Raw genomic sequence first — 22,187 nt, forward strand, 5'->3', positions numbered from 1 at the left:
CCGTGCACTCCTCAGCACTTGTGCGGCCCCGGCCGCCCCGCAGGGGCCGGCTGCTCGCCCTGATACCGACGGCCGCCCTGGTCGCCGCCCTGGCCTCCTGCACCTCGCAGTCCGAGGCGCTCACCACACCCTGCGGGGTGGTCGTCGACGGTTCGGGTTCGGCGGCCGCGACGAAGAACGGCTTCGACGCGGAGGCGAAGCTGAAGGACGAGCTGCTGCCGTTCCTCAAGGAACAGAAGTGCGGCACCGTCGACTTCGCCCCCATCACGTACACCTCCCAGATCTCCTCCTGCAAGGTGGACCGGGTCGACCTCGACCCGCCGCACGACGAGACGACGGATCAGGAGAGCCAGCGGCGCGAGGCCCGGGCCGGCGCCGCCGGCCAGGCGCTCAAGGAACTGGAGTGCGCCATGAAGGAGCGCCCCGGCTCCGACGTGTGGGGCGCGCTGGACCGCATCGCCTCGGTGATGCCCTCGGACGGTCCGAAGGCCAAGCTGCTGGTGGTGAGCGACTTCGAGCAGTCCGACCCCGAGTTCTCGATCGGCGACGCCGACCTCACGACCGGGGCGGGACGCGACAAGGCCATCACGTCCCTCGTCGAGGAGCGCGGCCTGCCCGCCATCGACGGGATGGACGTCTACCCCGTCGGCTTCGGCATGAAGTACGGCGACCGCGCCAGCGAGTTCGAGGGGTTCGAGGCGTTCTGGATGGAGGTCCTGGAAGAAAGGGCGAAGGCCGATGTCCACAACGAATACCGGTGAGCCGCGCCGCCAGCGACGCGGCCGGCTGAGCCTGCCGGCACCTCGCGGGGCGGGCGGGCAGAGCGGTGTCCGCGGCCGCGGCGGCGTGCCCGTACCGCGCTCCGACGGGTCGGCCGTCCTCGACGACCGGGCCGAGCGGCAACTGCTGCGGGCCGCGGGCGCCATGGGCCGCAAGGCGGCCAAGCGGAAGGTGCTGGACCCCTGGGTGCTCCGGGGCGAGGGCCGGCCCGCCTACTTCGCCGAACTCGCCTCCGTGCGGGACCGGGTGATCGGGCGGATCGGTGAGCAGGCCGGGCTCACCGAGGAGCGGGAGAAACTCCTGGACGCCCGGGCCGTGTCCGAGGTCACCAAGTGCACCGCCGACACCCTGCTGCTCGACCAGCGCCTGAGCGAGGCCGTGGCACAGATCGGCACCGCCAAGGACCAACTGGACATCCTCGCCCGGCGGACCAATCGCTGGAACCGCTTCCGTGACGTCATCCGCGCCAGGCTGGAGGCCCGGTGGATGGAGCAGACCTTCCCCGCCGTGCCGTCACCCCGCCGCGCGGGCGACGGCGCCGACGGTGACGGCGACGGCCGGACTCCGGAGACGCCGGCGGTCGTCCCCGCGCAGGCGCGGCAGACCCGTTCCGACGAGGAACCGGACATCCTCCAGCCGGTGCCCAGCACGGGCGAGGCGCCCCGGCCCGCCGACGGTGACGGGGACGGCGGCCCGGCGCCGGTGCGGGTGCCGCACCTCGGGGCGCGGACCGCGGTCGGCGACGTCACCGCCGACGCGTGGGAGGGACTGGCCAAACGGCCCGGCCTGCCCGGCTGGATGACCTGGGCGACGCTCCTGGCGATCGTGCTGGTGGAGGCGCCCATCTACTGGGCGGCGTTCCAGCCGTTCCACGGGGTGGGCAGCATCAACGCCGACACCCAGACCATCACCCTGGCCGGGGCCGCCGCGTTCGTCATGGTCCTGCTGCCGCACCTCGCCGGACGCATGCTGCGCTGGCGTGCCACGACCGGGTCCGTCCGCGCCTCGTGGCTGCCGTCGCTCACGCTGCTGGGGGTGTGGGTGGCGCTGACCGTCCTGTTCGGCGTCCTGCGCGCCAAGTTCGTGACGCAGAGCGAGGGCGAGACCGACCTGCCGCCGGAGGCCGAGGGTTTCGCCGGCGCGGACACCGGTACGACCGCCACCCTGCTGGACCGCCTGGACCTGGCGCCCCAGACGGTCACCGCGATGTTCTGTGCCCTCCTGCTGCTGTCCGGCGGGATCGGCTTCCTCCTGGGGCTCTTCCGCGAACACCCCTTCCTCGACGCCTACCGGACGGCGCTGGAACGCCGCGCCGCACTCCTGCGGCGCCGCGAGGAGAGCGTCGCGGCGACGGAGCGGGCACGGGCCGCGCAGAGCACGGCCGAGGCCCGCAGGGAGGACCGCCGGCAGGCGACGGAGCAGCGGATCCGCGCCGTGCACGCGCTCTACGACGCGGCGGCGGCGGCCTATCTCAACGGCCTGGTCAACGAATCCGGCGACGCCGCGGTGACGGAGGCGGCCATGAAGCTGGCCGACACCTGGCCGCTGCTGCCGGCCACCGGACGGGGCTGACCGAGGGCGCCTCCGGCCCCCGACGGTGGTCGGGAGCCGGAGGCGCCGGGGCCTAGCCGACCGGCCGAGACTCCGGCCGGTCAGAGATTCCGGCCGGTCAGAGATTCCGGCCGGTCAGTGACTCCGGCCGGTCAGTGACTCCGGCCGGTCGGAACTTCAGCCGGTCAGAACTCCGGCTCCGAGACCACCGCCCGAAGCGGTCCCAGCAGTCGGTTGACCTCCGCCAGGCCGGCGGGGGAGTCCAGCCGGTAGCACTCCTCCGGCCGGGACGTGACCAGCGGCTCGGGACACCGGTCGCCGAACAACTGCAGGGCCCGCCGCGGCATGCAGCGCTTGGACGTCCAGCACAGCCCCTGCGCCTCCACGCTGTGCTCGCGTATCAGCCGGACCCAGTACCGGGTCTGCGCGTACTCCATGCTGGTCACCAGCCAGTCGTCCTGCCACACCGCTGCCAGGCCCTCCGCGCTGGTGAGGTCGACCAGAGTCACGTCCGAGACCGTACGGACCGCCGAGAGCAGGTACCGGGACGCCTGCGCCCACGGCACCTGCCGGACGGCCGCCCGGTCGTCGAACTCCACGGACCTCAGCAGCACCTCCGCGAGCGCCGTCACCGGGTCGAGCGCGGCGTACAGGTACGGGTACGGGTCCTTGTCCGTGGGGTCGAACCGGCTTCCCTTGAAGTACTCGTGCGCCGTGCGCGGGTTGTACTGCCCCACGCCGTACTGGGTCTCGTGACAGCGCCAGAGCAGGGACCCCGCCGCCAGCTCGGTGAACACCGGCTCCATCGGCACGCCCTCGGGAGGGATCTGGCCGCCCATCAGCCCCCCTCCACCAGTTCGGCGGCGGCCGCCACCAAGTCCTCGTCGGGGAGGGTGCCGAGCAGCTCCGCCGGGACCCCGCGCAGCCACATGTTGCCGCCCAGCCACCAGTCGGCGGCGCCCCAGGGGTCCCGGTCGGCCCGCAGCAGCTCGTTGATCCGCCGTACGACCGGCAGCGGCTCCGCCGTGCCCGGCCTGAACTGGAACCGTGGATAACGCGGCCCGCTCCCCGGGTCGTCGAGCCGGATCACCCCGGGCGGCTCCGGCCCGCCGTCCGGCACCCGGGCCAGCAGGCCCGCGTGCTCCCGCGGCGACAGGGCCGGGGCGGCGAGCAGACGCGCCCGGGCGGAGCGCCGCAACTCCTCCGGCCCGGCCGGTGCTTCGCCCAGCAGACCGATCAGGTCCGCCACGAGCGCCGTGGACGGGATGCCGGTGGCCCCGGTCGCGTACCGCCGGCCGTCGAGATGCCGAGCGACGGGATGGCCGGGCGGGAGAACGGCCAGCGCGCGCATCAGCCGGCGCAGCGCGCGGGCGGTGCCCGGCACCCGGCCGGCGACGGCCTCGTCGTACAGCAGGCGCAGCGCGGAGACGACCTTCTGCCGGGCCTCCTCGTCGAGTTCGCCCGACAGCAGGCGGGCGTTCTCCTTCAGTGACAGGAGCAGGTCGGCCGGGTTCACCGGGTTCCCCCCTGGGCGGTCTCGGGCGGTGCGGCCGGGGCGGGATTGCCCTGGTGGACGAAGGCGGCCCAGGTCTCGGGCCGGTCGCGGAAGTCCTGGCGGAGCCGGTAGCCGGAGACGTCCGCCAGCCCGGTCACCTCGGGGCGCAGATCCGGCGGGGTGATCATCCAGCGCTGCGCGGCCCGCAGGGCGTCCGGCGGCGCGAGTCCCGCCGCGAGCCGGTCGTGCAGGACCAGCATGAGGATCTCGGAGCTGCCGTCGGGGACCCGCCACCGGGAGCCGATGGCGTCGGCCGCGAGCCGGTGGACCAGGACCGAGGTCACCGTCAGGGCCTCGTCGTGGTCGCGGGTGGTGAGGTCCGTCTCGCACGCGCTGCACACCACCAGCGGGCCCCGTGTCCGCGGTGAGGCGTCGCCGGACGGGGTGTCCAGCAGGGTGCTGAGGGTGAGGTCGGCGCTGACGGCCCCGTCCGCCGCGGCCGACGGGGGAGGGGCCAGCCGCAGCGCGGAGGCGGTCGGGTCCGGCCCGGCCAGCCCGTGGCAGGCGAGGTGCACCAGCGAGGCGGGGGCGCCGTCCCGCGCGCCGAGCAGCCCCAGCACCGTCTCCGGCGTGGGGGTGGTGCCGTACGACTCGGCGAAGTGCCCGGCATCCGGGTAGTACCGCTCCTGGAGCACCTCGACCTCCTCCTCCGCCCACATCAGGTCGTGCCCGTGGAAGACCAGGGCGGGCCGCTCGGCCGGGCGCATGCGCCGACGTGCCGACGCACGGAGGAACTCACGCCCCGAGGCCGCGTGCGAGACCACCGCGACCTCGCACAGCCGCACCGAGTCCGGGCCGCCGGCCGAGTCGGGCGGTCGCAGCACGGCCGCCTGCCACGGCACCACGCCCAGCTCGCCGCAGGGCACCAGCACCAGCCGTACGGCGGCCTCGGGCGCGCGATCCGAAGCGGAGGAGGAGTGTGTGTCCTCGGAGCCGGCCGGGTGACGGACGAGCCCGGATTCGCGCAGGGCGCGTCCCCAGAGGCCGAGGTGGTCCAGCGCCGGGCCCGCCACCCCGCCGGCCCAGTCGCACAGCGCGGTGAGCGCCGCCGACCAGGCCCGGTCCGCCCGGTCGAGCTCCTGGGGCGCCACTTCGCCGTCGGCCGACTCCAGGCGCTGCCGGGCCGCCCCGGCCGCCAGGAAGTCCGTCACCGGGGCCCGGCCGGACACGGACAGCCCGGGCGACCGGACCACGCCGGCCGGCCCGTCCGGGGTGACGACGAGCAGCGCGCCGTCCTCGGCCCCCGACCCCGGCAGCAGATGGACCAGGGCGTCGACCCCGGCCCGCGCCAGGCCGGCGCGCAGGGCGGCCACCGTCCCGGCCGACGGTTCGTCGGCCGGCCGCTCCCGGCCGCGCAGCAGGGCCAGTGACTCGCGTCGCAGGTCGCCCGGGAGCGCGGGCCCGCCAGGCGATCCGGACAGCAGCTCGTCGAGCGCAGAGCGGGCCACCCCGCCGTCGGCCGGGGCCTCCCCCGCCGGGGCGGCGGTGCGCCAGCGTTCCGCGAGTTCCGGCGCGCCCAGCGCGGCCAGCCGGTCGGCGACGCCCAAGGACACCCCGGCGGCCCGGAGCACCAGCGAGCGGCCGGCCTCCAGACAGCCGACCGCCTCCTGCGGGTCCCCGATCCGAAGCGCCCACAGGGCCGCCGTACGTCCCAGGTCGGCGCCCTGCCGGGCCATCCGCAGGCCGTGGCGCACCCCGGCCTGAAGCAGCACGTCGTCCGCCGTCGCCCGCAGCGCGTCCCGTGCCGCGCCCACGGCGGCGCGCAGGTCCTCGTCGGCCTCGGGAGTGCCGGGCCGGGCGCCCGCCCGGTCGGCCAGGGTCTTCGCCAGCGATCCGTGGACCGAGGCATTGCCCGGGGCGTCCGGCCGCAGCGCCGACCGGGCCAGCCGCAGCTCCGCCACGGCCTCGTCCAGGGCGGCCGGGTCGCCGGTCAGCTCGTGCAGCGTTTCCAGGGCGAGGGCGAGCACCCTCCGTACGCGGGACTCGAAGTCGAAGGTCACTCCCGGGCCCTCGAGAGTGGACCGGGTGCGCTCGATCCCCGCGGCAAGGCGGCTGGGGTCCTTGTCCAGCTGCGCGGTCAGCGCCAGCAGAGGTGCCCAGGAGGCGTCCAGCAGTTTCCGGAGGGCGGGAATCTCCACCGACTCCGTCATGACCTGCTCGAAGTGGTGCACGGCCGTGCGGACGTCCTCCGTCGTCCTGCCGCGCAGCGCCATCGCCAGGTACGCCGAGCCCAGCAGGAACGAATACCCCACCGTCACCCACTCCTCCGCCCCGGCGAGCGAGTCCTCCATTTCCTGGAGGTCGAGCAGCACGGACTCGACGGCGTCGCCGTCATCGCTGTCCAACGCCCGGGTCAGGGCGATCTGCAGCCGGGCGATCCGGCCGCACGCGCGCAGGCTGACCGCCAGTCTGCCGCCGACCGGAGCGCCGGCCCGCTCGAGGTCGCGCAGAATGGTGTCGGCCAGGTCCTCGTCCTGGAGGCTGCCTCCGGTCATGGAGGCACCGGCGAGCATGCCGGCCATGACGCCCGGCAGCCAGTCGGCGAGCTGGCCCGCGTCGAACTCCTCGGCCACGAAGGCCTCGTGTACGAGTCTCAGCCCGGCGTTCATGCTCGTCATGTCGCCGGTACGGGTGGCCTGGGAGACGTGGGACATGGCCGCGATCATCCGGGCGGACAGCGTGGGACCGTCCGGCCCGGCATCCTCGCGGCCCGTCAGGGCCTCGATGAGCTCGGGCAGCTCCCCGGGGGCCAGTGTGCCGGGGTCCTGCACCTCGGTCAGGGCCAGGATCTCCCACAGGGCGTCCAGGCCGCCCCCGGGGTCGGCGGCCTGCTGCTCCACCTCCGCCGGGGGGTCGTCCGGCAACACCGACAGCAGGGTGGGCAGCACCGAGTTCAGCATCCGGGGCAGGAAGGAGCCCTCGTACCGGCCGGACCGCATCAGCCGCTCGGCCGAGGCGAACACACCGGGCAGGTCGTTGCGCTGCATCGCCTCCGTGGCGGCGTCGAGGAGGAGGAGGTGTTCCCGTTGCTCGGCGTCCAGGTCCACCGAGTCGTTGGCCAACAGCAGTCGGACCAGTAGGCCGAAGTCCTCCGGTAGGCCCGAGCCGCCCTGTGTTTCGGGCCTGCCGATCTCCATGGCCATGCGCACGTCGCCCAGGCGGAGGCCGTCCGCGGTGTCGATCCCCGCCTCCCGCACCGTCGCGTCCAGCCGCACCAGCCGGGACCCCAGCAGACGGACGAGATCGCGGCGCGCGATGCCGCGGTCCGCCGTGTCGAGCAGCTCCGACCCGCGTGCCTCCTGGAGCAGTTCGCGGGCCCGGAGCCGGTCCTCGGGCCGCTGCCCGAGGACGAACCGCGTGGCGACCAGCGCCCCGAGCCGCGCCCTGAGCCGGGCCCGGAGCGTCTCCTGGCCGGGCACCTCGTCCGACTCGTCGACGAGCAGGGCGACCTCGTCGACGCGGGCGTCCAGCTCCGGGCCGACCGGTCCGCTGTGCTCGTCGGCACGGAAGGGGACGACGCAGTCCGCCGTCCCGGCCAGGACGGAGTCGGCACGTGCGGAGACGTCGGTCGGTGACTCGGCCGGTGAGCAGTCCGAGTGCCGTGCGGCGTGAGCGTCGAGCGAGGCATCGTGCGAGGCGTCGTCCATCCAGCTCTCCCTCCCGCACTCATCATGCCCCTTCACGCTTTCCGGCACGGCCGGTTGGCGAGAGGCACCCGCCGGGCGACCGGAGACCGACCGCTTTCCACCCGGCGGCCGACCACTGTCCGTTCCGGCCGGGCGTTTACCGGTCGCGGCCCGTCGACGCGGCACCCCCCGTGGTGTCCTGGCTGGGACATCGGACCAACGGGCGTCCGACAGGCACGTGGTGGTGCGAGGAGGCACACATGGCGGACACGGACACGGACGCGGACACGGGGACCGACACGTCCGGTTCGGCCCGGTCGGCTTCGGCCGCGACCGGTTCGGCGTCGGGCGCCGCCCGGGAGCCCGTCGCGTACCGGGAGACGACGCGGGCCGACTACGCGGCGACGTACGCGCAGGCCGTGGACGTCGTGCCCGTCAACCAGGAGACGGTGGTGCTCAGCGGGCGGTGCCCGCGGTGCGGGTGCGCGTGCACCTACCTCCACGTCCGTCGCGCGTACCGAGGACCGTCGCACCGCGCGGACGGCATCCCGGTCATCTGCACCTGCGAGACCGCGCATCCCGGCCGCCCGGAGGACGAGACCGGCTGCGGCGCCTACTGGAACGTACGGCTGGAGCACGGGTGACGACCGGCCGGCGCGTGGTTCCCGGGCCCCCGGCGACTCCCGCGGACCGGGAGGCGGCCCGCCGGACCCTGGATCTGCTGGCCGCCGAACTGCCCCGCGTCCGGGAGGCCGCGTACGCCTGGCGGCACGGACTGGCCGGCCTCTTCGTCGGACTGCTCGGCTTCGGCCTGATCAAGGGACGTACCGACGTCAGCAAACTCGCGCCGCCCTACGGCACGTTGGTCGGCGGGACGCTCCTGCTCTCCCTGGTCTGCGGCACGGCCGGCGCCCTCCTGCTGCTGCGCGCGGCCCACGGCGCGCCCGTCATGGTCTCGCTCGCGTCGGACACCGCAGCGGCCCCCGCCCGGCTCCGGGCGGGGGAGCACGTGGAGACGCTGCGCGCCGTGCGGGCGCTGCGGCTGGGTGTGCTGCTGACCCTGGTCTGCGGCGCGGCGCTGGTGGGAGCGGTCGCGCTCACCTGGTACGGCCCGGTCCAGGAGGGGCCGCGGCTGCTCGTGCGAACCTCCTCGGCCGCCCATTGCGGGCAGTCCCTGCGGATCGCCGACGGCGGACTGGTACTCAAGACGGACACGGGCGAGGTGACGGTGCGACTGGCGGACATCGTCTCCCTGGGCCCCGTCGACGCCTGCCCGGCCGCCGGAGCGATCCCGTGAGCGGGGCCAGCGGGCGCGGCGTCCCGGCTCACCCGCCGAAGCACCCGCGTCCACCGGGCCGTTGCACCGACGGCCGGGTCGCCGTCGAACCGGACGGCACCCCGCGCTACGTGCGCACGTATCCGCCCCCCCGTACGCGGCTTCGACCGGTGACGGGGAATCAGCTCTGCTGCGGGCCGCCCTGGAGAGCCTGGTCCGTCATGTCGGCCACCTGCTCGGTCGGCGGGGCCTCGGCGTCGACCTCGGTGCCGAAGTCCGTGAACTCCATCACCGTGCTCATCTTGAGCTGCCGGGCGGATGCGCCGCCGTCCGGCTTCGCGGAGGCGGAGGCCGGGGCCTGGACGGTCATGTCGATCTGCTGGCGGCGCAGCCGGCCCTCCTCGTCGAGCCAGACCTGCATCGGCAGCGTCGGGCCGAGCTGCTTGCTCATCCGCTCGCCGCCCGGCAGCTGGGAGACGTCCACGGAGACCTTGTAGTGGGTGGTGTCGGCTCCGTCGATCTTCTCCGTGCCGACCTTGGTCACGTCCTTGTCGGTGATCGCCTTGGCATAGGCGGCGGTCTGCGCCGGATCGCCGATCTGCTGGCCGCTCAGCCCCTGCTGTGCAGCGGCCTTCTCCAGGTCGATCTTGATCCAGGGCTTGCCCCCCGGAGCCTTCTGCCCCGGCACCTTCTGATAGAGGACCTGGTCGACCACTCGCTGTTCGATCGTCTTGTCCTGCACCGTGAGGGTCATGACGCTGTCGCCGGCGGCCAGGTCGAGCGTGCCCTTGCCGTCGGACGTGATCGTCTTCCCCTCCGCGGCGAGCTTCATTCTGATCGTCATCCGCGCCGACTCGGCTTCGGCCGTCCTGTCGTAGGCCGCCCGTACCGCCGACGTGCCCTTCTCCTGCCCGGTGCCGCCACCGTCCTTGCTCGCGCTCGCCGACGAACCGCCGCCCTCCTGCGACTTCGGCTCACCGCCGTCCCCGCACCCCGCGAGGACCACGCTCCCCACAACCGCGGCAACCACGATCGCACCGGCCTTCGTCCCCGTGCCACGCATACGCATCCCCATCTCCTCAGCGACCGCCGACCGCACTCGCATGCGCCGGCCTCCCGCTCCGGGTGCCCTGTTCGGTCACCAACACGCCCAACGCGGGGATGGGTTGGTCTCAGGGAGCGGTCCGAGCCAGGGTGATCCGGCCCGCCCGAGAGCACAGGCCGGCCTCTCCCCGGCCGCGCGCGCTCGCCGTCACCGCTCCTGCTCGTCGCCGGCGAGGTCGGGCGCCACGGGCACGGATGCCCGGGCCGGCTCGGGCTGGGTGGCCATGGCCCTCAGCGCCTCGAAGGCGTTCGCCGTCGGGCTGGCCGGTTCGGCTTGGTAGACCACGAGTTGCTGATGCGCGGCCCCGTTGACCGTGAAAGCCGCGAACTTGATGTGCAGGTCTCCGACCTGGGGGTGCTTGAGATGCTTGCCTTCCTGGGACTTGCTCTTGACCTCGTGCATCTGCCAGATCCGGGCGAACTCCTCGCTCCGGGCGGACAGTTCCGCCACGACCTCGGCGATGCGGGCCGATCGGGGATCGTGGCCGAAGGCGGCTCTGATCTCGGCGACACAGGAGTGCGCGGCTCGCTCCCATTCCTGGTAGAACTCGCGCCCCGCCGGGTCGACGAACACCATGCGGGCGAGGTTGTCGAACTCGTCGAACGCGCTGTGCAGGGCCGTGGCGAGGGAGTTGCCCGCCATGATGTCGAGGGCCGGACCCACGACGAAGGCCGGAGTGTGCTCCCATCCGTCCATCAGCTGCAGCAGTTGCCGGCTGACGTCCGCCTCACCCCGGTCACGCGGGCGCTGCGAGGCGGTGAGGCAGAGGCGGTGGAGATGGTCGGTGGCCTCCGCGCTCAGTTTCAGTGCCTGCGCCACGGCGTCGAGCACCTGCGGGGACGGGCTGTTCTCGCGCCCCTGCTCCAGCCTGATGTAGTAGTCGGAGCTGACTCCGGCGAGTAGCGCGACTTCCTCTCTGCGCAGTCCCGGCACCCGGCGTCGCCCGTGTTCGGGCAGACCGACGTCGTGCGGCTTCAAGGCTTCTCGGCGGGCTCTGAGGAAATCACCCAAAGGAGTCCCATTGCTCATGCGGCAAGACTAAATGGTCGCAGCCGACGAGAACCATTGACTGCCCGGTGTGACACCAGTCGAACATCGCTCAACGATCCATCGCGTGCTTTTCTCCCGGAGGGGGAGGAAGCCGTGTTCCTGGGTGCGACGTACCCACCGTCGGCGGGGCTTCGCCCGGCCTTCTCCGCCTAGCCTTGACTCCATGGACAACGACACTCGCCCTGGCCCGGTGGAAGGGCTGGGTCAGCTCCTCCGCTCCGCCAGGCAACGACTCGGCCCTGCCGAGGCGGGACTGTCCGTGGCGGGCCGGCGAAGGGTGCCCGGCCTGCGGCGTGACGAGGTCGCGACGCTCGCGGGGATCAGTCTGAGCTACTACAGCCGGCTTGAGCAGGGCCGCGAAGCCGTCCCCTCGCTGCGGGTGCTGGAGTCCCTGGCCCGCGCACTGCGGCTCGGAGACGAGGACAAGGGGGAGCTCCTCCGGCTGGCCCGGCCGGCGGTCCGCCGTACGAAGCCCCCGGTCCGGGTCGAGCGGGTCCGTCCGCACCTGCGGCAGCTGATCGAGAGCTGGACCGGGACGCCTGCCCTCGTCATCGGGCACGCCCAGGACCTGCTGGCCACCAACGCCCTGGCCGACGCCCTCTACGGTGACTTCGCGCAGCACGACAACGTGCTGCGCATGCTCTTCCTCGACCCCGCGGCGAAGTCCTTCCACCGAAACGCGGTACGGGCCCGGCAGCGTGCGGTCGCCGACCTCCAGCAGGCCGCGGCCGGCACTCCGGAAGATTCTCGACTCCTGGAGCTCGTCGGCGAACTGTCGGTACGCAGCGGCGAGTTCCGCACCCTGTGGGCCCGCCGGTACACCCGGCTCCCGCCCTACGACGTCGAGCACGTGCATCACTCCGTCGTGGGAGACCTGGAGTTGCGGCACGAGGCCCTCAGCATCCGCAGTGCCCCGGGGCAGCAGCTCGTCATCCTGCAGGCCGAGCCGGGCTCCCTCTCCGCCGACGGACTGGCCCTGCTGGGCTCCCTCGGCGCATCGGCAGTACTCCACCGGCGGAAACCCGCACACGGCTCCTGAACCAGCCCGCCCCGGACCTACCGGGTCATCGAGGCTGGGTGTGCCACTCCCAGGACAAGCGCTGCCACCATGGCGTCGTAGCCGATGGGCACCCTCGAAAACGTCAACGGAAATTCCCGAACAGGGGAAGCGACGAAAGAGGTTTTTCCCATGGCTACGTGGTTCGTCACCGGTGCCTCGCGCGGAATCGGCGCGGAAATCGCCCGTGCCGCTCTGGCGGGAGGCGGCGATGTCGTGGTCGCCGTACGGAATCCGGAGCGTGTGCCGGACGATCTGAAGAACGCGGACAAGGTGCTCACGGTCGCCCTGGACGTCACGGACAACGACAGCGTCCCGCAGGCGGTCGATGCCGCCGTGGACCGGTTCGGCGGCATCGACGTCCTGGTCAACAACGCCGGCCGCGGCCTGCTCGGCGCGCTGGAGGAGGTCACCGACGCGGAGGCCCGGTCGCTGTTCGACCTCAACGTCTTCGGCCTGATCAACGTCACCCGCGCCGTGCTGCCCGTCATGCGCGAGCAGGGCTCGGGCCGGCTGGTGCACATCGGTTCCCGCTCCGGTTTCGAGGGCGAACCCGGCGTCGGTCTCTACAGCGCGTCGAAGTTCGCCGTCGCCGGCATCAGTGAGGCACTCTCGGCCGAGATGGCCCCGTTCGGGATCCGGTCGATGGTCGTCGAGCCGGGTGTGTTCCGTACCGACTTCCTCGACGCCAGTTCCCTGTCGGTCGCCGCGAACCGCATCGCCGACTACGACGGCACCCCCGCCCACGTGACGCTGGACTGGGTCGACCAGGCCAACCACGCCCAGCTCGGTGACCCCGTCAAGGGCGCCGCGCTCATCGTCGAGGCCGCCTCCACCGAGAAGCCGCCCACGCACCTCTACCTCGGGCGCGACACCCTTGAGCGACTCGAGGTCAAGTGCCAGCAGGTGCGGGACGATCTCGCCCCGTGGCGCGAGAAGTCCGCCGCCACCGGCCACGACGACGCCGCCTGACATGCCGCCGGTGCCCTCGCCTTCGGGTGCCCGCGGCCCCCTCCAGTCGCCCGGCAGGGCAGGACGGTCCGGCCGGCCGGGCACCGCACCACCCCGGCTCTCCCCACCGCCGGGCCGTCCGATCGAAGAGATGGAGATTGTGTGATGTCCACCGTTCTGCTCACCGGCACTCCCCTCGCCGGCCGTGTCGCTGTCGTCTCCGGCGCCTCCAGCGGCATGGGTGCCGTCACCGCTCAGCGACTCGCCGAACTCGGTGCCACCGTGGTCGTCCTGGCCCGGCGCAAGGAACGCCTCGACAGCCTGGTCAAGGACATCGAGGCCGGTGGCGGCACCGCGCTCGCCCTGGCCGTCGACGTCACCGACCGTGCCGCCGTCCAGACCGCCGCCGACCAGGTCGCCACCCGCTTCGGCAAGGCCGACCTCGTGTTCAACAACGCCGGCGTCCAACTCGTCTCCGGCATCGAGGAACTCAAGGTCGACGAATGGCAGCGCCAGATCGACCTCAACATCACCGGCCTGATGAACGTCATCGCCGCGTTCCTCCCGCACCTGACGGACTCCGCCGCCCAGGGCAAACCCGCCGACCTGATCAACACCTCGTCCATCGCGGCCACCCGGATCCTGGAGAAGTTCTCCGTCTACTCCGGCACCAAGGCGTACATCAGCCACCTCACCCGGCTGCTCCGCGTCGAACTCGGGCGCAAGATGGTCCGCGTGGCAACCATCGAGCCCGGCATGGTCGAGACGGAACTCCCCGACCACGTCACCGACCCCGACGCCTCCAAGCTGATGGCCGATCTCATCCACGACATCGACTGCCTGCAGTCCGCCGACATCGCGGAAACCGTCGCCTTCATGGCCGCCGTCCCGCGCCACGTCAACCTCACCGAGATCACCATCCTGCCCACCGCCCAGGCCATCTGAAGTCCGTCCCGTCAGGGTGGGGGAGGAACAGCGCGCCGCTGTTCCTCCCCCACCCTGACGCGTCGGCAAAGACGGGCGGCCGGACGGCCGAGGAGGAGGCCGAGAAGGGGCCGCCCAGGGCCCTCAGCATGTCCGGGGCGACCGGTTGTCGGTCGCGTGGGAGCAGGCGCGGTCGGGGGCGGCGCCGGCTGCCCGCGGGCGGGAACGCTCAGACAGCCGGGGTGTTCAGCACGTACTCGCGCGAGGCGCGCACCTCGTCGCGCAGGGCGGCCAGGTCGACGCCGAGGACCTGGCCGTCCCACTTGCGGGGCTCGCCGTCGATGAGGACGGCGCTGATGTTGCGGGCGTCGGAGCCCAGCACGATCGTGCCGATCGGGTCGTTGAGCGGCATGTTGTTCAGGTCCTCGGCCCGGATGACCAGCAGGTCGGCCTTCTTGCCCGGGGTGAGTGAGCCGGTGACGCCGGCCAGGCCGTTGGTGCGGGCGCCCTGGAGGGTGGCGAAGTCGAGGACGTCGTGGGTGGTGATGCGGGAGGGCCGCCGGTCGGTGCCGTGGACGGCGTTGACCGCGCGCATCCTCTGGATGGTGTGCAGGGCCCGCATCTGCGTGAACATGTCGCCGGCCAGGGCGACTTCCACGTCGATGCTCAGGCCGGGGCGGATGCCGGCGGCCAGCGCCTCGTCGACGGCGGGGATCGCCGTGTCCAGGCCGATCTGCGCGTCGGACGTGGGGGCGAGGGCCACGGTGGTGCCGGTCTCCCCCATCGCCTTCCATGCCTCGGGGGTCAGCCCGGTGGAGTGGATGAGGGTGACGTCCGGGCTGAGGACACCGGCCCGGGCCCAGCGCAGGACCGCCTCGGAGGAGGACCTGCCGAAAACGGCGTCCACGCTCACTCCGACACCCAGTTCCCGGGCCACACGCGCGAGTTCAGGGCCGTAGGCGAGCCCCGGTCCGGCGATCTCGTCGGTGGCCAGGGCCGCCAGGCGCAGGGTGAGCAACTGGTCGCCGCTGCTGAAGTACCGGCTCTGGACGCGGGCCAGGTCTCCGGGCCACTGCCGGTCCCACTCGCCGAAGTGCGGGCCCATGGAGGCGTGCACGCCGCGGATGCCGGTGTCGAGGAGGGCCTCGACGGCGGCGTCGGAGTGCTCGCGGGTGCGGGAGTTGTGAGAGAAGTCGAGCATGGTCGTGATGCCGCTGTCGATCGCGGTCAGGGCGGCCAGTTGGGTGCCGATGTACATGTCCTGGGGCCGGTAGACCGTGGCGTAGCCGGCCAGGGTGGCCGTGACATAGCCGCCGAGGTCGTCGACGTCCGGCATGATCCGGCGCAGCTGGGCCTCCCAGGCGTGCCGGTGGGTGTCGACGAAACCGGGGGTGAGGATCGTGTCGGTGGCGTCGACGACCACGGCGTCCGCCGCGTCGAGGCCGCGTCCGACGGCGGTGATCGTGTCGCCCTCGACGAGGAGGTCACCGCCGTCGACGACGCCGAGGCCGGGGTCCATGGTGACGATGGTCGCGCCGGTGAACAGGACGCGCCGCCGGTCGGCGGGCCGGCGCCGGAGCTCTTCGAGGACGGCGGCGCCGGCGGTGTCGTTGACGTTCATGAGAGGTCTTCTTTCCTTTCGGCGAAATGGGCGGGATCGCGCCCGGCCCCGGGACCGTGCGTGTTCCGGCCGGAGGGAAGGTCAGCCGAGCTTCATGACGTAACCCGCGTGGTGCAGTTCGTCGCCCCGGAACTCCCCGTAGGCCCAGAAGCCGAGATCGTCCAGGTAGTCGACGCGGTCGCCGTCGATCCAGTACCGGCCCTGGAAGGCATGCGGGCGCCCGCCCCGGGTCTCGTCGTAGCGGCCGTCCGCGGTGAGTTCCTGGCGCAGGAAGTCGTTCTTGTCGATCCAGGTTCCGACGCGGGGGCTGCCGGTCAGATCCTCAGCCGCCGGGACACCCGCCTCGGTGGCGCCGGCCCGGCCGGGGACGTCGGCGCCGGCCCACAGGACCGGCCGGCCGGCCGCGACGAGCGCGCGCACCCGCTCCGGCCGGGTGACGAGCGTGGCGACCGCGCTCGCCACGTCGGTGGCGAGTTCGTCGGGCAGCACCAGGAAGTCGCAGGTGTTGCCCGGTGACAGCGTCGCGACGTACTCGGAGCGGTGGCCGCGGCCACCGGCCAGCGCGACGGTGTCCACGACGGCGGGGGCGATGGTCAGGCCGGCGCAGTCGACCACGATGGCGTTGTCGTCCCCCGCCGCGGTGACGATGGCGGGGCCGACCCCCACGATCAGGGAGCCGGCGAAGAGGAGGTCGGCGCCGGTCATGGTCCCGATCAGTGGGTCCATCGTCAGGACGCGTGCGTTGGTGAACAGCACGGGCCGTCCCTCGTCGTTCGAGAGGATCGCGTCGAGAGCCTCCTGGTTCCAGCTCACGGTGTCGGTGATGCTCATCGCATGCTCCTCGGTGGAGAGTCGCCTCATCGGTGTCCCCGCCGCGCGAAACGAGCGCCGGCGCGGTCCGAGGCGAGTGTCCGGCAGCTGATCGACTGCCTGACCACCAGGTTGGCCGTACGGAGGAATCGGAACCAGACCGCGGTGTCCCCAGGTGTCGTGCACCCAGGCTCTCGGGCTTGCGGGCCCGGCGTTTAATCGGTGGTGCCGCGCCCCGGGGCGAGGTTATGGTGCTGCTCAGCCGTTCCCGAAGGGACGGTGTCGGTTCGTCGAGAAGAAGCGGGAGGTGAGGACGTTGATGACTGTCATGGTGACGGGCACGGCCCGCATCCAGGAGTTCATCCTTCCCACCCCTGTGGTCTCCGGCTGACACCCACTCGACTTCCGCGCGGAGCGCGCCGCCGGGGCCACCCTTCGAAGGGCCCCCCTTGTCCAACGCCTCGCTCAACACACCTTCCCTTTCCGACGTCCGACAGGTCCTCGCCGCCTATGGCTGGGACGAGGGCTGGGAGGCCGGGTTCGCCCCGTACGCCGCCCAGGAGCTCGTCCCCGGACGGGTCGTACGGGTCGACCGCGGGCAGTGCGACGTCGTCACCGCCGGCGGAGTCCTGCGGGCCGACACCGCCTTCGTCACCCCGCACGACCCGCTGCGCGTCGTCTGCACCGGCGACTGGGTCGCCGTGGAACCGGACGGCAACCCGCGCTACGTGCGCACGTATCTGCCCCGCCGTACGGCCTTCGTGCGCTCCACCTCCTCCAAGCGGTCCGAGGGGCAGATCCTCGCGGCCAACGTCGACCACGCGATCGTCGCCGTGTCGCTCGCGGCCGAGCTCGACCTCGCCCGGATCGAACGGTTCCTCGCGCTCGCCTGGGAGAGCGCCTAGAAGTACACAGCAGCCCTCACCTGCACGGATGCCGTTTGGAGCGGCCGGATCCGTGATGTAGGAGGGAAATATGGCGAAGAAAGTGGCAGAGGAGTTCCGGGACGGTTCCCCCGAGGAGCTGGCGGGGAAAGGACCAGAGGACCTGGTCGACCTCTACCTCCGCCGCAGCAAGAAGAGGGAGACCGTCGAGACCCTGAAGCAGCATGCTCGCGACCTGCGACGTGAAACGGACCGGCAAGGACTCACCGTCCGTAAGGTCTGGCTGGAGCAGCGGAGCGCCTCCAAGCAGCACGTACGGCGAGAGAAGCTCGAAGGCGCGATGGCCGCTGTGATGGCCGGCGAGATCAAGACGCTCGCCGTGTGGAAGACGGACCGCTTCGACCGACGAGGCATGGCTGCCATCGGTACGGCCCTGGACGAATTCGACCGCCGCCGGGCGCGGCTTTTCGTGCTCCAGGAGAGCCTGGACTCCAGCCAGCCGGGCGCCCGCATCGTCTTCGCGATCCTGGCCGAGCGCGCCCGCGAGGAGATCAAGGACCTCACCCTTCGGGTGACGACCGGAAAGAACGCGGCACGCACCGCCGGACGGTGGCCGGGTGGGCGCACCCCGTACGGCGTCCGCTCCCCCAGGGGATCGGGACGCATCGAACCGGACCCGGCCGAGTACCCGTACGCCCGTCGTATCGCGGACGAGCTGCTGACCGGGAAATCCGCGATGCGCGTGGCCCACGATCTGGAACGGGACGGCATCAGGACACGGGACGGCGCCCGCTGGGACGCGCGCGCGATCACGCGCATGGTGCGCTCGACGGCGTGGGCCGGCCTGCTGCCCACCAAGGACAGGCTGCACGACGAACACGGTCAGCCCCTCGACGTCTGGGTACCCTCGTCCGAACCCGCGCGGGATGCCGAAGGCAATCCGGTAGTGATCGGCGTTGGTGTCGTCAGTCCGGGGGAGCGGCTCCGGATTCTCGCGCTGATCGAAGCGCGGGTCACGAAGATGGGTGGGGGCTCGCGGGGAAAACGTCCGCACACCACGTTCCTCGGCGGGATCTTCTCCTGCCCACACTGCAGGAAGGGCATGACCGGCAGTGGCGGCGACCGCGGTCGCATGTACCGGTGCCGCACCCGATCGGTGTACGGCAAGGACGCGTGCCCCGGCGTGGTGGTTCGAGCTGAGCGCATGGACGCGGCGGTCGAGGCGATGTGGCTGAGCCACGTCTCGGCCCTCGAACACGGGTCCCCCGGCCTCGACGCCATTGTCCGACGCTGGGCGGTCCTCCACGACGTGGAGAGGGAAGCTCGTCGCGAGGAGGTCATGGCGGGCCTCGACGCGGCGAAGGCACGCCGAGACAAGCTGGAGCACGACTTCTACGTCGAGGGAACGCTGTCCGAAGACCGGTTTAAGACGCTGGCGGCCGAGCAGTCGGCGGCAATCGAAGCCCTTGACGTCGAAGCCGGCGAGCTCGCGCGGGAGGCAGATCTCTCGGTCTTCTTCGCGGACGGCGAGGCACTCGCGGACGCGTGGGCGGAGTCGACGCTCACGGATCGGCGCATGCTTCTGGGATGCGTCTTGACGTCGCTGACGATCCGCCCGGCTCGCTTCCCCGGGGACCGTACGCCGATCGTCGACAGGATCGTGCCGCAATGGGTTGCTTGACGCACTCCTATGTCGTGCGCCGCCCCACAGGCTGCGCTCGCTGACGGTGCCGGACTCGTTGCAGTGCGATGAAATGCCTGCTCACGGAGTACGTCCCGGGGCCTCGGAGCGGCGTAGACCGAAAGCGCCGGGAGCACTCCGCACACCGGCCGCCACGCCGGTGCCGCTCCCGGCAAGCAACAACATCGGTGTCCAAGAGGAGGCCCGGGGAACAGATCCTCCTCTTCCTACACGGTGGGCCGCTTGGACCTGCTCGTGGTCCCTCCGGAGACGGAGCCGGCCGCCGCCTGGCTGATGAGTAGCAACTGTTCGGGGGGTATCCGCACCGCCAGCGGTCTGACGGCCTACGAGGTCATCAGCTACGACACGGCAGAGGCTCGGAGCTGGGAAGAGGAATGGCAGACCGACGGCGGAGCCGCTTCGGCGGACTGAGCCGCGATCGGGACCTCCAGTTCCGCCCTGAGGAGGTGAGGACGTGGAGACAGCCGTCACCATCGCCGCGATCATTTTCCTGATCATCGCGGGAATGGTCCTGATTCACCGGCTCAACGCGCAGCATGCCGAAAGGATCGAGGCGTTCCGCCACAGCGACGCCCTACCGGGAATCGGTCGGCGGAACCGTAAGAGCCCACGTGTGACCGCGCCGAAGGGCCCTCCCGCCGAGGCCACACGCCGTGAGCATCGAGAGGGGAGCGGCTGAGACGCAGACCTGCTTCCAGCCGGTGGTGGATATGGGCGAGGGCCGTCACGCCCACCGATACGTCGCCCTCTGATGCACGCCGTCCTGAATGAGCAAGGGGCACAGCTGCATCGCCGTCAACCCGGAGTACTGGCCGGTCATCCCCCGCAAGGTTCTCGTGGACGGCCACATCGTCAAGGTCAGCTGGTTCACCCCGGAGATCGACCCGCACAAGCTGCTGCTCTCCTATGGCACCGGCCGCTGGGACCTGCTGGTCATCCCGCCCGAGACAGGGGCGGAGTCGGCGGCCACCGGCGAACGGCGGGCCCACCGCGACGGGGGCCGCGGCCGCTCCCCGCCGAGCCGTCGCCGCAGCCATACCACTGACCGCAGGTGATCAGCCGGTTTCCCCACCGGCCGCGCGTACGGACCGGCGACTCGGTCCCCGTACGGAAGCGTGTGCCCGGGCGGGTATACCCGGGCCGGGGACCTACGATGAGCGGGCTGGGACCCATGAACCGAGGCATTTGAACCGAAGCGTCATGACTCGTCCACGGCTGAACACCGAGACCAGCCTCGCCGCCGTCCGCCTCCCCGCCTCGCTCTGCTGAAGAACGGCACTCAGCTTCGCCCCGCCGGGTCCTAACAGGGCGACCGAGGAGGAAGCGAGGGGCAGTGCGGAGTTGCTGAGGATAGAGGCATAGGCCGAGCAGACTGCATCTGCCTGGCTCAGGCGCCGACGTGGAGGTGTGCAGCCCAAAGGGAGGGAGTTGCAGGATAGCGGTCGCGCACTGCCCGGATCGTCTTGTGGAGCGCGGTAGCGGATTGGTCGGGGCCAAGGCTCCCGGGCTGGCCGACTGTCAGGTGTGTGTAGAAGGACTCGGCGATTTCGGCGGCCAGGTGATTGTTGATCGGCCACAGGGTCCCGATGACATGACGGAACCCGGCGAGTTGGAAAGCGCTGGTGAGGTGGACGGCCTCGTCCAGTAGGTCCCCACGTCCAGGGTCCGCGGTGTTGCAGGCAGACAGGTAGGCCAACTGCGGGTGATCGAGATTGGCCCGGGAGAGGGCGGAGACGGTCAACGGTGTCGTTGCATGGTCGTGCAGAAGCAGGCGACTGAATGAGGGATCGCTCCGGTCGGATATGCCGTGGCATGCGAAGTGGCAATCCCTTATGCCGGCAGGCGTGCCAGGACTGCAGATGTGGTGGGTGTGCCGATACTCGGGGGCGGAGGTGTTCCGTCGGGTGTGGGGGCAGACTCGACGAGCTGGACCGGGCAGTGGAGGAGGTTCCGGATCCTCCGAGCTTCTTCGGTGACGTGCCGCAGCGGGAGGACTGCTGCGTGATCAGGTGACAGCGGGGTTTATGCAGCCAGAGCTGCGGGTGGGGTCATGATGGTCTCGTACTCGACGGGGTCAATCGGCCCAGGCGTCGTTGCCGTCGGCGCCGGTGGTAGGTCCGCTCGATCCAAGTGACGATCGCGGTCCGCAACTCCTGGCGGGTGGCCCACGTACGGCGGTCGAGGACGTCTTTTTGCAGCAGTGCGAAGAAGCTCTCCATCGCGGCGTTGTCGCCGGCGGCCCCGACCCGGCCCATCGAACCGGCCAGGCCATGCCGGGTGAGTACAGCGGCGACCTTGCGGGACCGGAATTGCGAGCCGCGGTCGGAGTACACGATGCACCCCGCGACGGGGCCGCGGCGGGCGACGGCGGGCTCCAAGGCTCTCACCGCGAGGCGGGACTGCAGCCGGGCGTCGATGGAGTAGCCCACGATACGGCCCGAGAAAGCGTCCTTGACTGCGCACAGATACAGCTTGCCCTCGCCGGTTGTGTGCTCGGTGATGTCCGCGAGCCACAGCCGGTTCGGCCCGTCCGCGGTGAAGTCCCGTCGCACCAGGTCATCGTGGACCGGCGGCCCGGCCTTGGCGTTCTTCCCGCAGCCCCTGCGCTTGCCGAAGGCGCTCCACCAGCCGTTGTCCCGGCAGATCCGCCAGGCGGTCCGCTCGGCCATGCCTCATCGGCGGCGCGCGCCTCGTCGAGAAGGAAGCGGTGGCCGAACTCGGGATCGTCGCGGTGCGCGTCGAACAAGGCGTTGGCCCGGTATGCCTCGGCCAATTCGGCGTCGGTGACCGACCGGTCCAGCCACCGGTAGTAGGGCTGGCGGGCCAGCCCGAGTACCCGGCACGTCACCGCCACCGCCACCGGCACCCGGCAAGGGGCAGCGGCGGCGGCCAGCTCGCGGACGAGCGGGTACATCATTTTGCCGGCAGGTTCGCCTGCGACAGATACGCCGCCCTCCTGAGGACCTCGTTCTCCTGCTCCAGCAGCCGGATCCGCTTCCGGGCCTCGCGAAGCTCGGCCGACTCACTCGAAGCCGTTGCGGGCCTGGCGCCCTCGTCGGTGTCGGCGCGGCGCGGCCACTTCGACAGCGTGATCGGGTGGACGCCGAATTCGGCGGCGATCTGTCCCAGCGTGACGCCTGGCTCGCGGTTGCGCGCGACTCGCACGACGTCCTCGCGGAACTCCTTGGGATACGGCTTGGGCGCTGCAACATCCTTCCAGGCCGCCTCTCAGCAAGCCAGGTCAGGTGTCACCCAACTCTGCAGCAGTCCCTTCGAGTGCTGCCCATCCAGCATC

18 protein-coding genes and 3 pseudogenes are annotated in these 22,187 nt (G+C 71.8%); 12 read left to right on the top strand and 9 right to left on the bottom strand.

The features are described 5' to 3' along the window. Positions 1–2 precede the first annotated feature (2 nt). Positions 3–761 (top strand): hypothetical protein, encoded by a 759-nt coding sequence (locus ACH4NX_RS20060; RefSeq protein WP_398129228.1) that lies wholly within the window; start codon positions 3–5, stop codon positions 759–761. Next, on the top strand, positions 739–2,352 hold the full coding sequence (locus ACH4NX_RS20065; RefSeq protein WP_351391837.1) for a hypothetical protein: 1,614 nt from the start codon (positions 739–741) through the stop codon (positions 2,350–2,352). Before ACH4NX_RS20060 ends, ACH4NX_RS20065 begins: the two co-directional genes overlap by 23 nt. Before the next feature lie 164 nt (positions 2,353–2,516). Here ACH4NX_RS20065 and ACH4NX_RS20070 read toward each other — a convergent pair whose 3' ends face one another. The 3 genes from ACH4NX_RS20070 to ACH4NX_RS20080 are packed head-to-tail and all read right to left on the bottom strand — an operon-like array spanning position 2,517 to position 7,533. Continuing rightward, positions 2,517–3,170, bottom strand: a complete 654-nt coding sequence (locus ACH4NX_RS20070) for an RES family NAD+ phosphorylase (protein WP_351391840.1) — start codon at positions 3,168–3,170, stop codon at positions 2,517–2,519. Beyond that, positions 3,170–3,847 (bottom strand): hypothetical protein, encoded by a 678-nt coding sequence (locus ACH4NX_RS20075; RefSeq protein WP_398129227.1) that lies wholly within the window; start codon positions 3,845–3,847, stop codon positions 3,170–3,172. The genes ACH4NX_RS20070 and ACH4NX_RS20075 overlap by 1 nt, the downstream gene beginning before the upstream one ends. Further along, positions 3,844–7,533, bottom strand: coding sequence for a CHAT domain-containing protein (locus tag ACH4NX_RS20080; RefSeq protein ID WP_398129226.1), 3,690 nt, complete (start codon positions 7,531–7,533; stop codon positions 3,844–3,846). Before ACH4NX_RS20080 ends, ACH4NX_RS20075 begins: the two co-directional genes overlap by 4 nt. A 239-nt stretch (positions 7,534–7,772) precedes the next feature. Between ACH4NX_RS20080 and ACH4NX_RS20085 the strand changes: the two genes are divergently transcribed. Both ACH4NX_RS20085 and ACH4NX_RS20090 read left to right on the top strand, forming a co-directional pair. Then, positions 7,773–8,156: a hypothetical protein gene (locus ACH4NX_RS20085; protein ID WP_351391848.1), complete on the top strand. Its 384-nt coding sequence runs from the start codon at positions 7,773–7,775 to the stop codon at positions 8,154–8,156. After that, positions 8,153–8,809: a hypothetical protein gene (locus tag ACH4NX_RS20090; protein ID WP_351391851.1), complete on the top strand. Its 657-nt coding sequence runs from the start codon at positions 8,153–8,155 to the stop codon at positions 8,807–8,809. Before ACH4NX_RS20085 ends, ACH4NX_RS20090 begins: the two co-directional genes overlap by 4 nt. Before the next feature lie 160 nt (positions 8,810–8,969). Here the strand turns inward: ACH4NX_RS20090 and ACH4NX_RS20095 are convergent, their stop codons facing one another. Both ACH4NX_RS20095 and ACH4NX_RS20100 read right to left on the bottom strand, forming a co-directional pair. Further along, a complete protein-coding gene (locus ACH4NX_RS20095) occupies positions 8,970–9,857 on the bottom strand; it encodes a hypothetical protein (protein WP_351391854.1) in 888 nt (295 codons plus the stop codon). Positions 9,858–10,040: 183 nt separating this feature from the next. Further along, positions 10,041–10,922: a helix-turn-helix transcriptional regulator gene (locus ACH4NX_RS20100; protein WP_398129225.1), complete on the bottom strand. Its 882-nt coding sequence runs from the start codon at positions 10,920–10,922 to the stop codon at positions 10,041–10,043. Between the two features lie 184 nt (positions 10,923–11,106). Between ACH4NX_RS20100 and ACH4NX_RS20105 the strand changes: the two genes are divergently transcribed. From ACH4NX_RS20105 to ACH4NX_RS20115, 3 genes are all read left to right on the top strand, one after another. After that, positions 11,107–11,982, top strand: coding sequence for a helix-turn-helix domain-containing protein (locus ACH4NX_RS20105; RefSeq protein ID WP_398129224.1), 876 nt, complete (start codon positions 11,107–11,109; stop codon positions 11,980–11,982). A gap of 150 nt (positions 11,983–12,132) precedes the next feature. After that, positions 12,133–12,972, top strand: coding sequence for an SDR family NAD(P)-dependent oxidoreductase (locus ACH4NX_RS20110; protein ID WP_351391863.1), 840 nt, complete (start codon positions 12,133–12,135; stop codon positions 12,970–12,972). Between the two features lie 144 nt (positions 12,973–13,116). Then, entirely contained in the window at positions 13,117–13,896 is a 780-nt protein-coding gene (locus ACH4NX_RS20115) for an SDR family oxidoreductase (RefSeq protein ID WP_398129223.1), read from the top strand. Positions 13,897–14,104: 208 nt separating this feature from the next. Here ACH4NX_RS20115 and ACH4NX_RS20120 read toward each other — a convergent pair whose 3' ends face one another. Next, positions 14,105–15,496, bottom strand: coding sequence for an amidohydrolase family protein (locus ACH4NX_RS20120; RefSeq protein ID WP_351391868.1), 1,392 nt, complete (start codon positions 15,494–15,496; stop codon positions 14,105–14,107). Between the two features lie 81 nt (positions 15,497–15,577). After that, positions 15,578–16,327 (bottom strand): Atu4866 domain-containing protein, encoded by a 750-nt coding sequence (locus ACH4NX_RS20125; protein ID WP_398129222.1) that lies wholly within the window; start codon positions 16,325–16,327, stop codon positions 15,578–15,580. A 428-nt stretch (positions 16,328–16,755) separates the two neighbouring features. Here ACH4NX_RS20125 and rsgA point away from each other — a divergent pair. From rsgA to ACH4NX_RS20150, 5 genes and pseudogenes are all read left to right on the top strand, one after another. Further along, a pseudogene (rsgA, locus tag ACH4NX_RS20130) lies at positions 16,756–17,205 on the top strand (GTPase RsgA); the annotation flags it as partial. A 76-nt stretch (positions 17,206–17,281) separates the two neighbouring features. Continuing rightward, on the top strand, positions 17,282–18,871 hold the full coding sequence (locus ACH4NX_RS20135) for a recombinase family protein (RefSeq protein WP_398129221.1): 1,590 nt from the start codon (positions 17,282–17,284) through the stop codon (positions 18,869–18,871). A gap of 243 nt (positions 18,872–19,114) precedes the next feature. Beyond that, positions 19,115–19,303, top strand: coding sequence for a hypothetical protein (locus ACH4NX_RS20140; protein WP_398129220.1), 189 nt, complete (start codon positions 19,115–19,117; stop codon positions 19,301–19,303). Positions 19,304–19,346: 43 nt separating this feature from the next. Further along, complete coding sequence (locus ACH4NX_RS20145; protein WP_398129219.1) at positions 19,347–19,571, top strand: hypothetical protein; 225 nt, start codon at positions 19,347–19,349, stop codon at positions 19,569–19,571. 109 nt (positions 19,572–19,680) lie between these two features. Continuing rightward, positions 19,681–19,860 (top strand): annotated as a pseudogene (locus ACH4NX_RS20150) (DUF5994 family protein); the annotation flags it as partial. 419 nt (positions 19,861–20,279) lie between these two features. Here ACH4NX_RS20150 and ACH4NX_RS20155 read toward each other — a convergent pair. Together ACH4NX_RS20155 and ACH4NX_RS20160 are read right to left on the bottom strand one after the other, a co-directional pair. Next, positions 20,280–20,831, bottom strand: a complete 552-nt coding sequence (locus ACH4NX_RS20155) for a CHAT domain-containing protein (protein WP_398153362.1) — start codon at positions 20,829–20,831, stop codon at positions 20,280–20,282. Positions 20,832–20,914: 83 nt separating this feature from the next. After that, positions 20,915–22,093: pseudogene (locus ACH4NX_RS20160) on the bottom strand (IS3 family transposase); the annotation flags it as partial. Positions 22,094–22,187 lie beyond the last annotated feature (94 nt).

This window comes from Streptomyces sp. NPDC017225 (assembly GCF_044331465.1).
Classification (GTDB): domain Bacteria; phylum Actinomycetota; class Actinomycetes; order Streptomycetales; family Streptomycetaceae; genus Streptomyces.

Bases quoted from the DNA above. Each gene is read 5' to 3' on its own strand.
- ACH4NX_RS20065 (WP_351391837.1), top strand. From the start codon at position 739: ATGTCCACAACGAATACCGGTGAGCCGCGCCGCCAGCGACGCGGCCGG.
- ACH4NX_RS20070 (WP_351391840.1), bottom strand. From the start codon at position 3,170: ATGGGCGGCCAGATCCCTCCCGAGGGCGTGCCGATGGAGCCGGTGTTC.
- ACH4NX_RS20080 (WP_398129226.1), bottom strand. From the start codon at position 7,533: ATGGACGACGCCTCGCACGATGCCTCGCTCGACGCTCACGCCGCACGG.
- ACH4NX_RS20085 (WP_351391848.1), top strand. From the start codon at position 7,773: ATGGCGGACACGGACACGGACGCGGACACGGGGACCGACACGTCCGGT.
- ACH4NX_RS20095 (WP_351391854.1), bottom strand. From the start codon at position 9,857: ATGCGTATGCGTGGCACGGGGACGAAGGCCGGTGCGATCGTGGTTGCC.
- ACH4NX_RS20100 (WP_398129225.1), bottom strand. From the start codon at position 10,922: ATGAGCAATGGGACTCCTTTGGGTGATTTCCTCAGAGCCCGCCGAGAA.
- ACH4NX_RS20105 (WP_398129224.1), top strand. From the start codon at position 11,107: ATGGACAACGACACTCGCCCTGGCCCGGTGGAAGGGCTGGGTCAGCTC.
- ACH4NX_RS20110 (WP_351391863.1), top strand. From the start codon at position 12,133: ATGGCTACGTGGTTCGTCACCGGTGCCTCGCGCGGAATCGGCGCGGAA.
- ACH4NX_RS20115 (WP_398129223.1), top strand. From the start codon at position 13,117: ATGTCCACCGTTCTGCTCACCGGCACTCCCCTCGCCGGCCGTGTCGCT.
- ACH4NX_RS20120 (WP_351391868.1), bottom strand. From the start codon at position 15,496: ATGAACGTCAACGACACCGCCGGCGCCGCCGTCCTCGAAGAGCTCCGG.
- ACH4NX_RS20125 (WP_398129222.1), bottom strand. From the start codon at position 16,327: ATGAGCATCACCGACACCGTGAGCTGGAACCAGGAGGCTCTCGACGCG.
- ACH4NX_RS20135 (WP_398129221.1), top strand. From the start codon at position 17,282: ATGGCGAAGAAAGTGGCAGAGGAGTTCCGGGACGGTTCCCCCGAGGAG.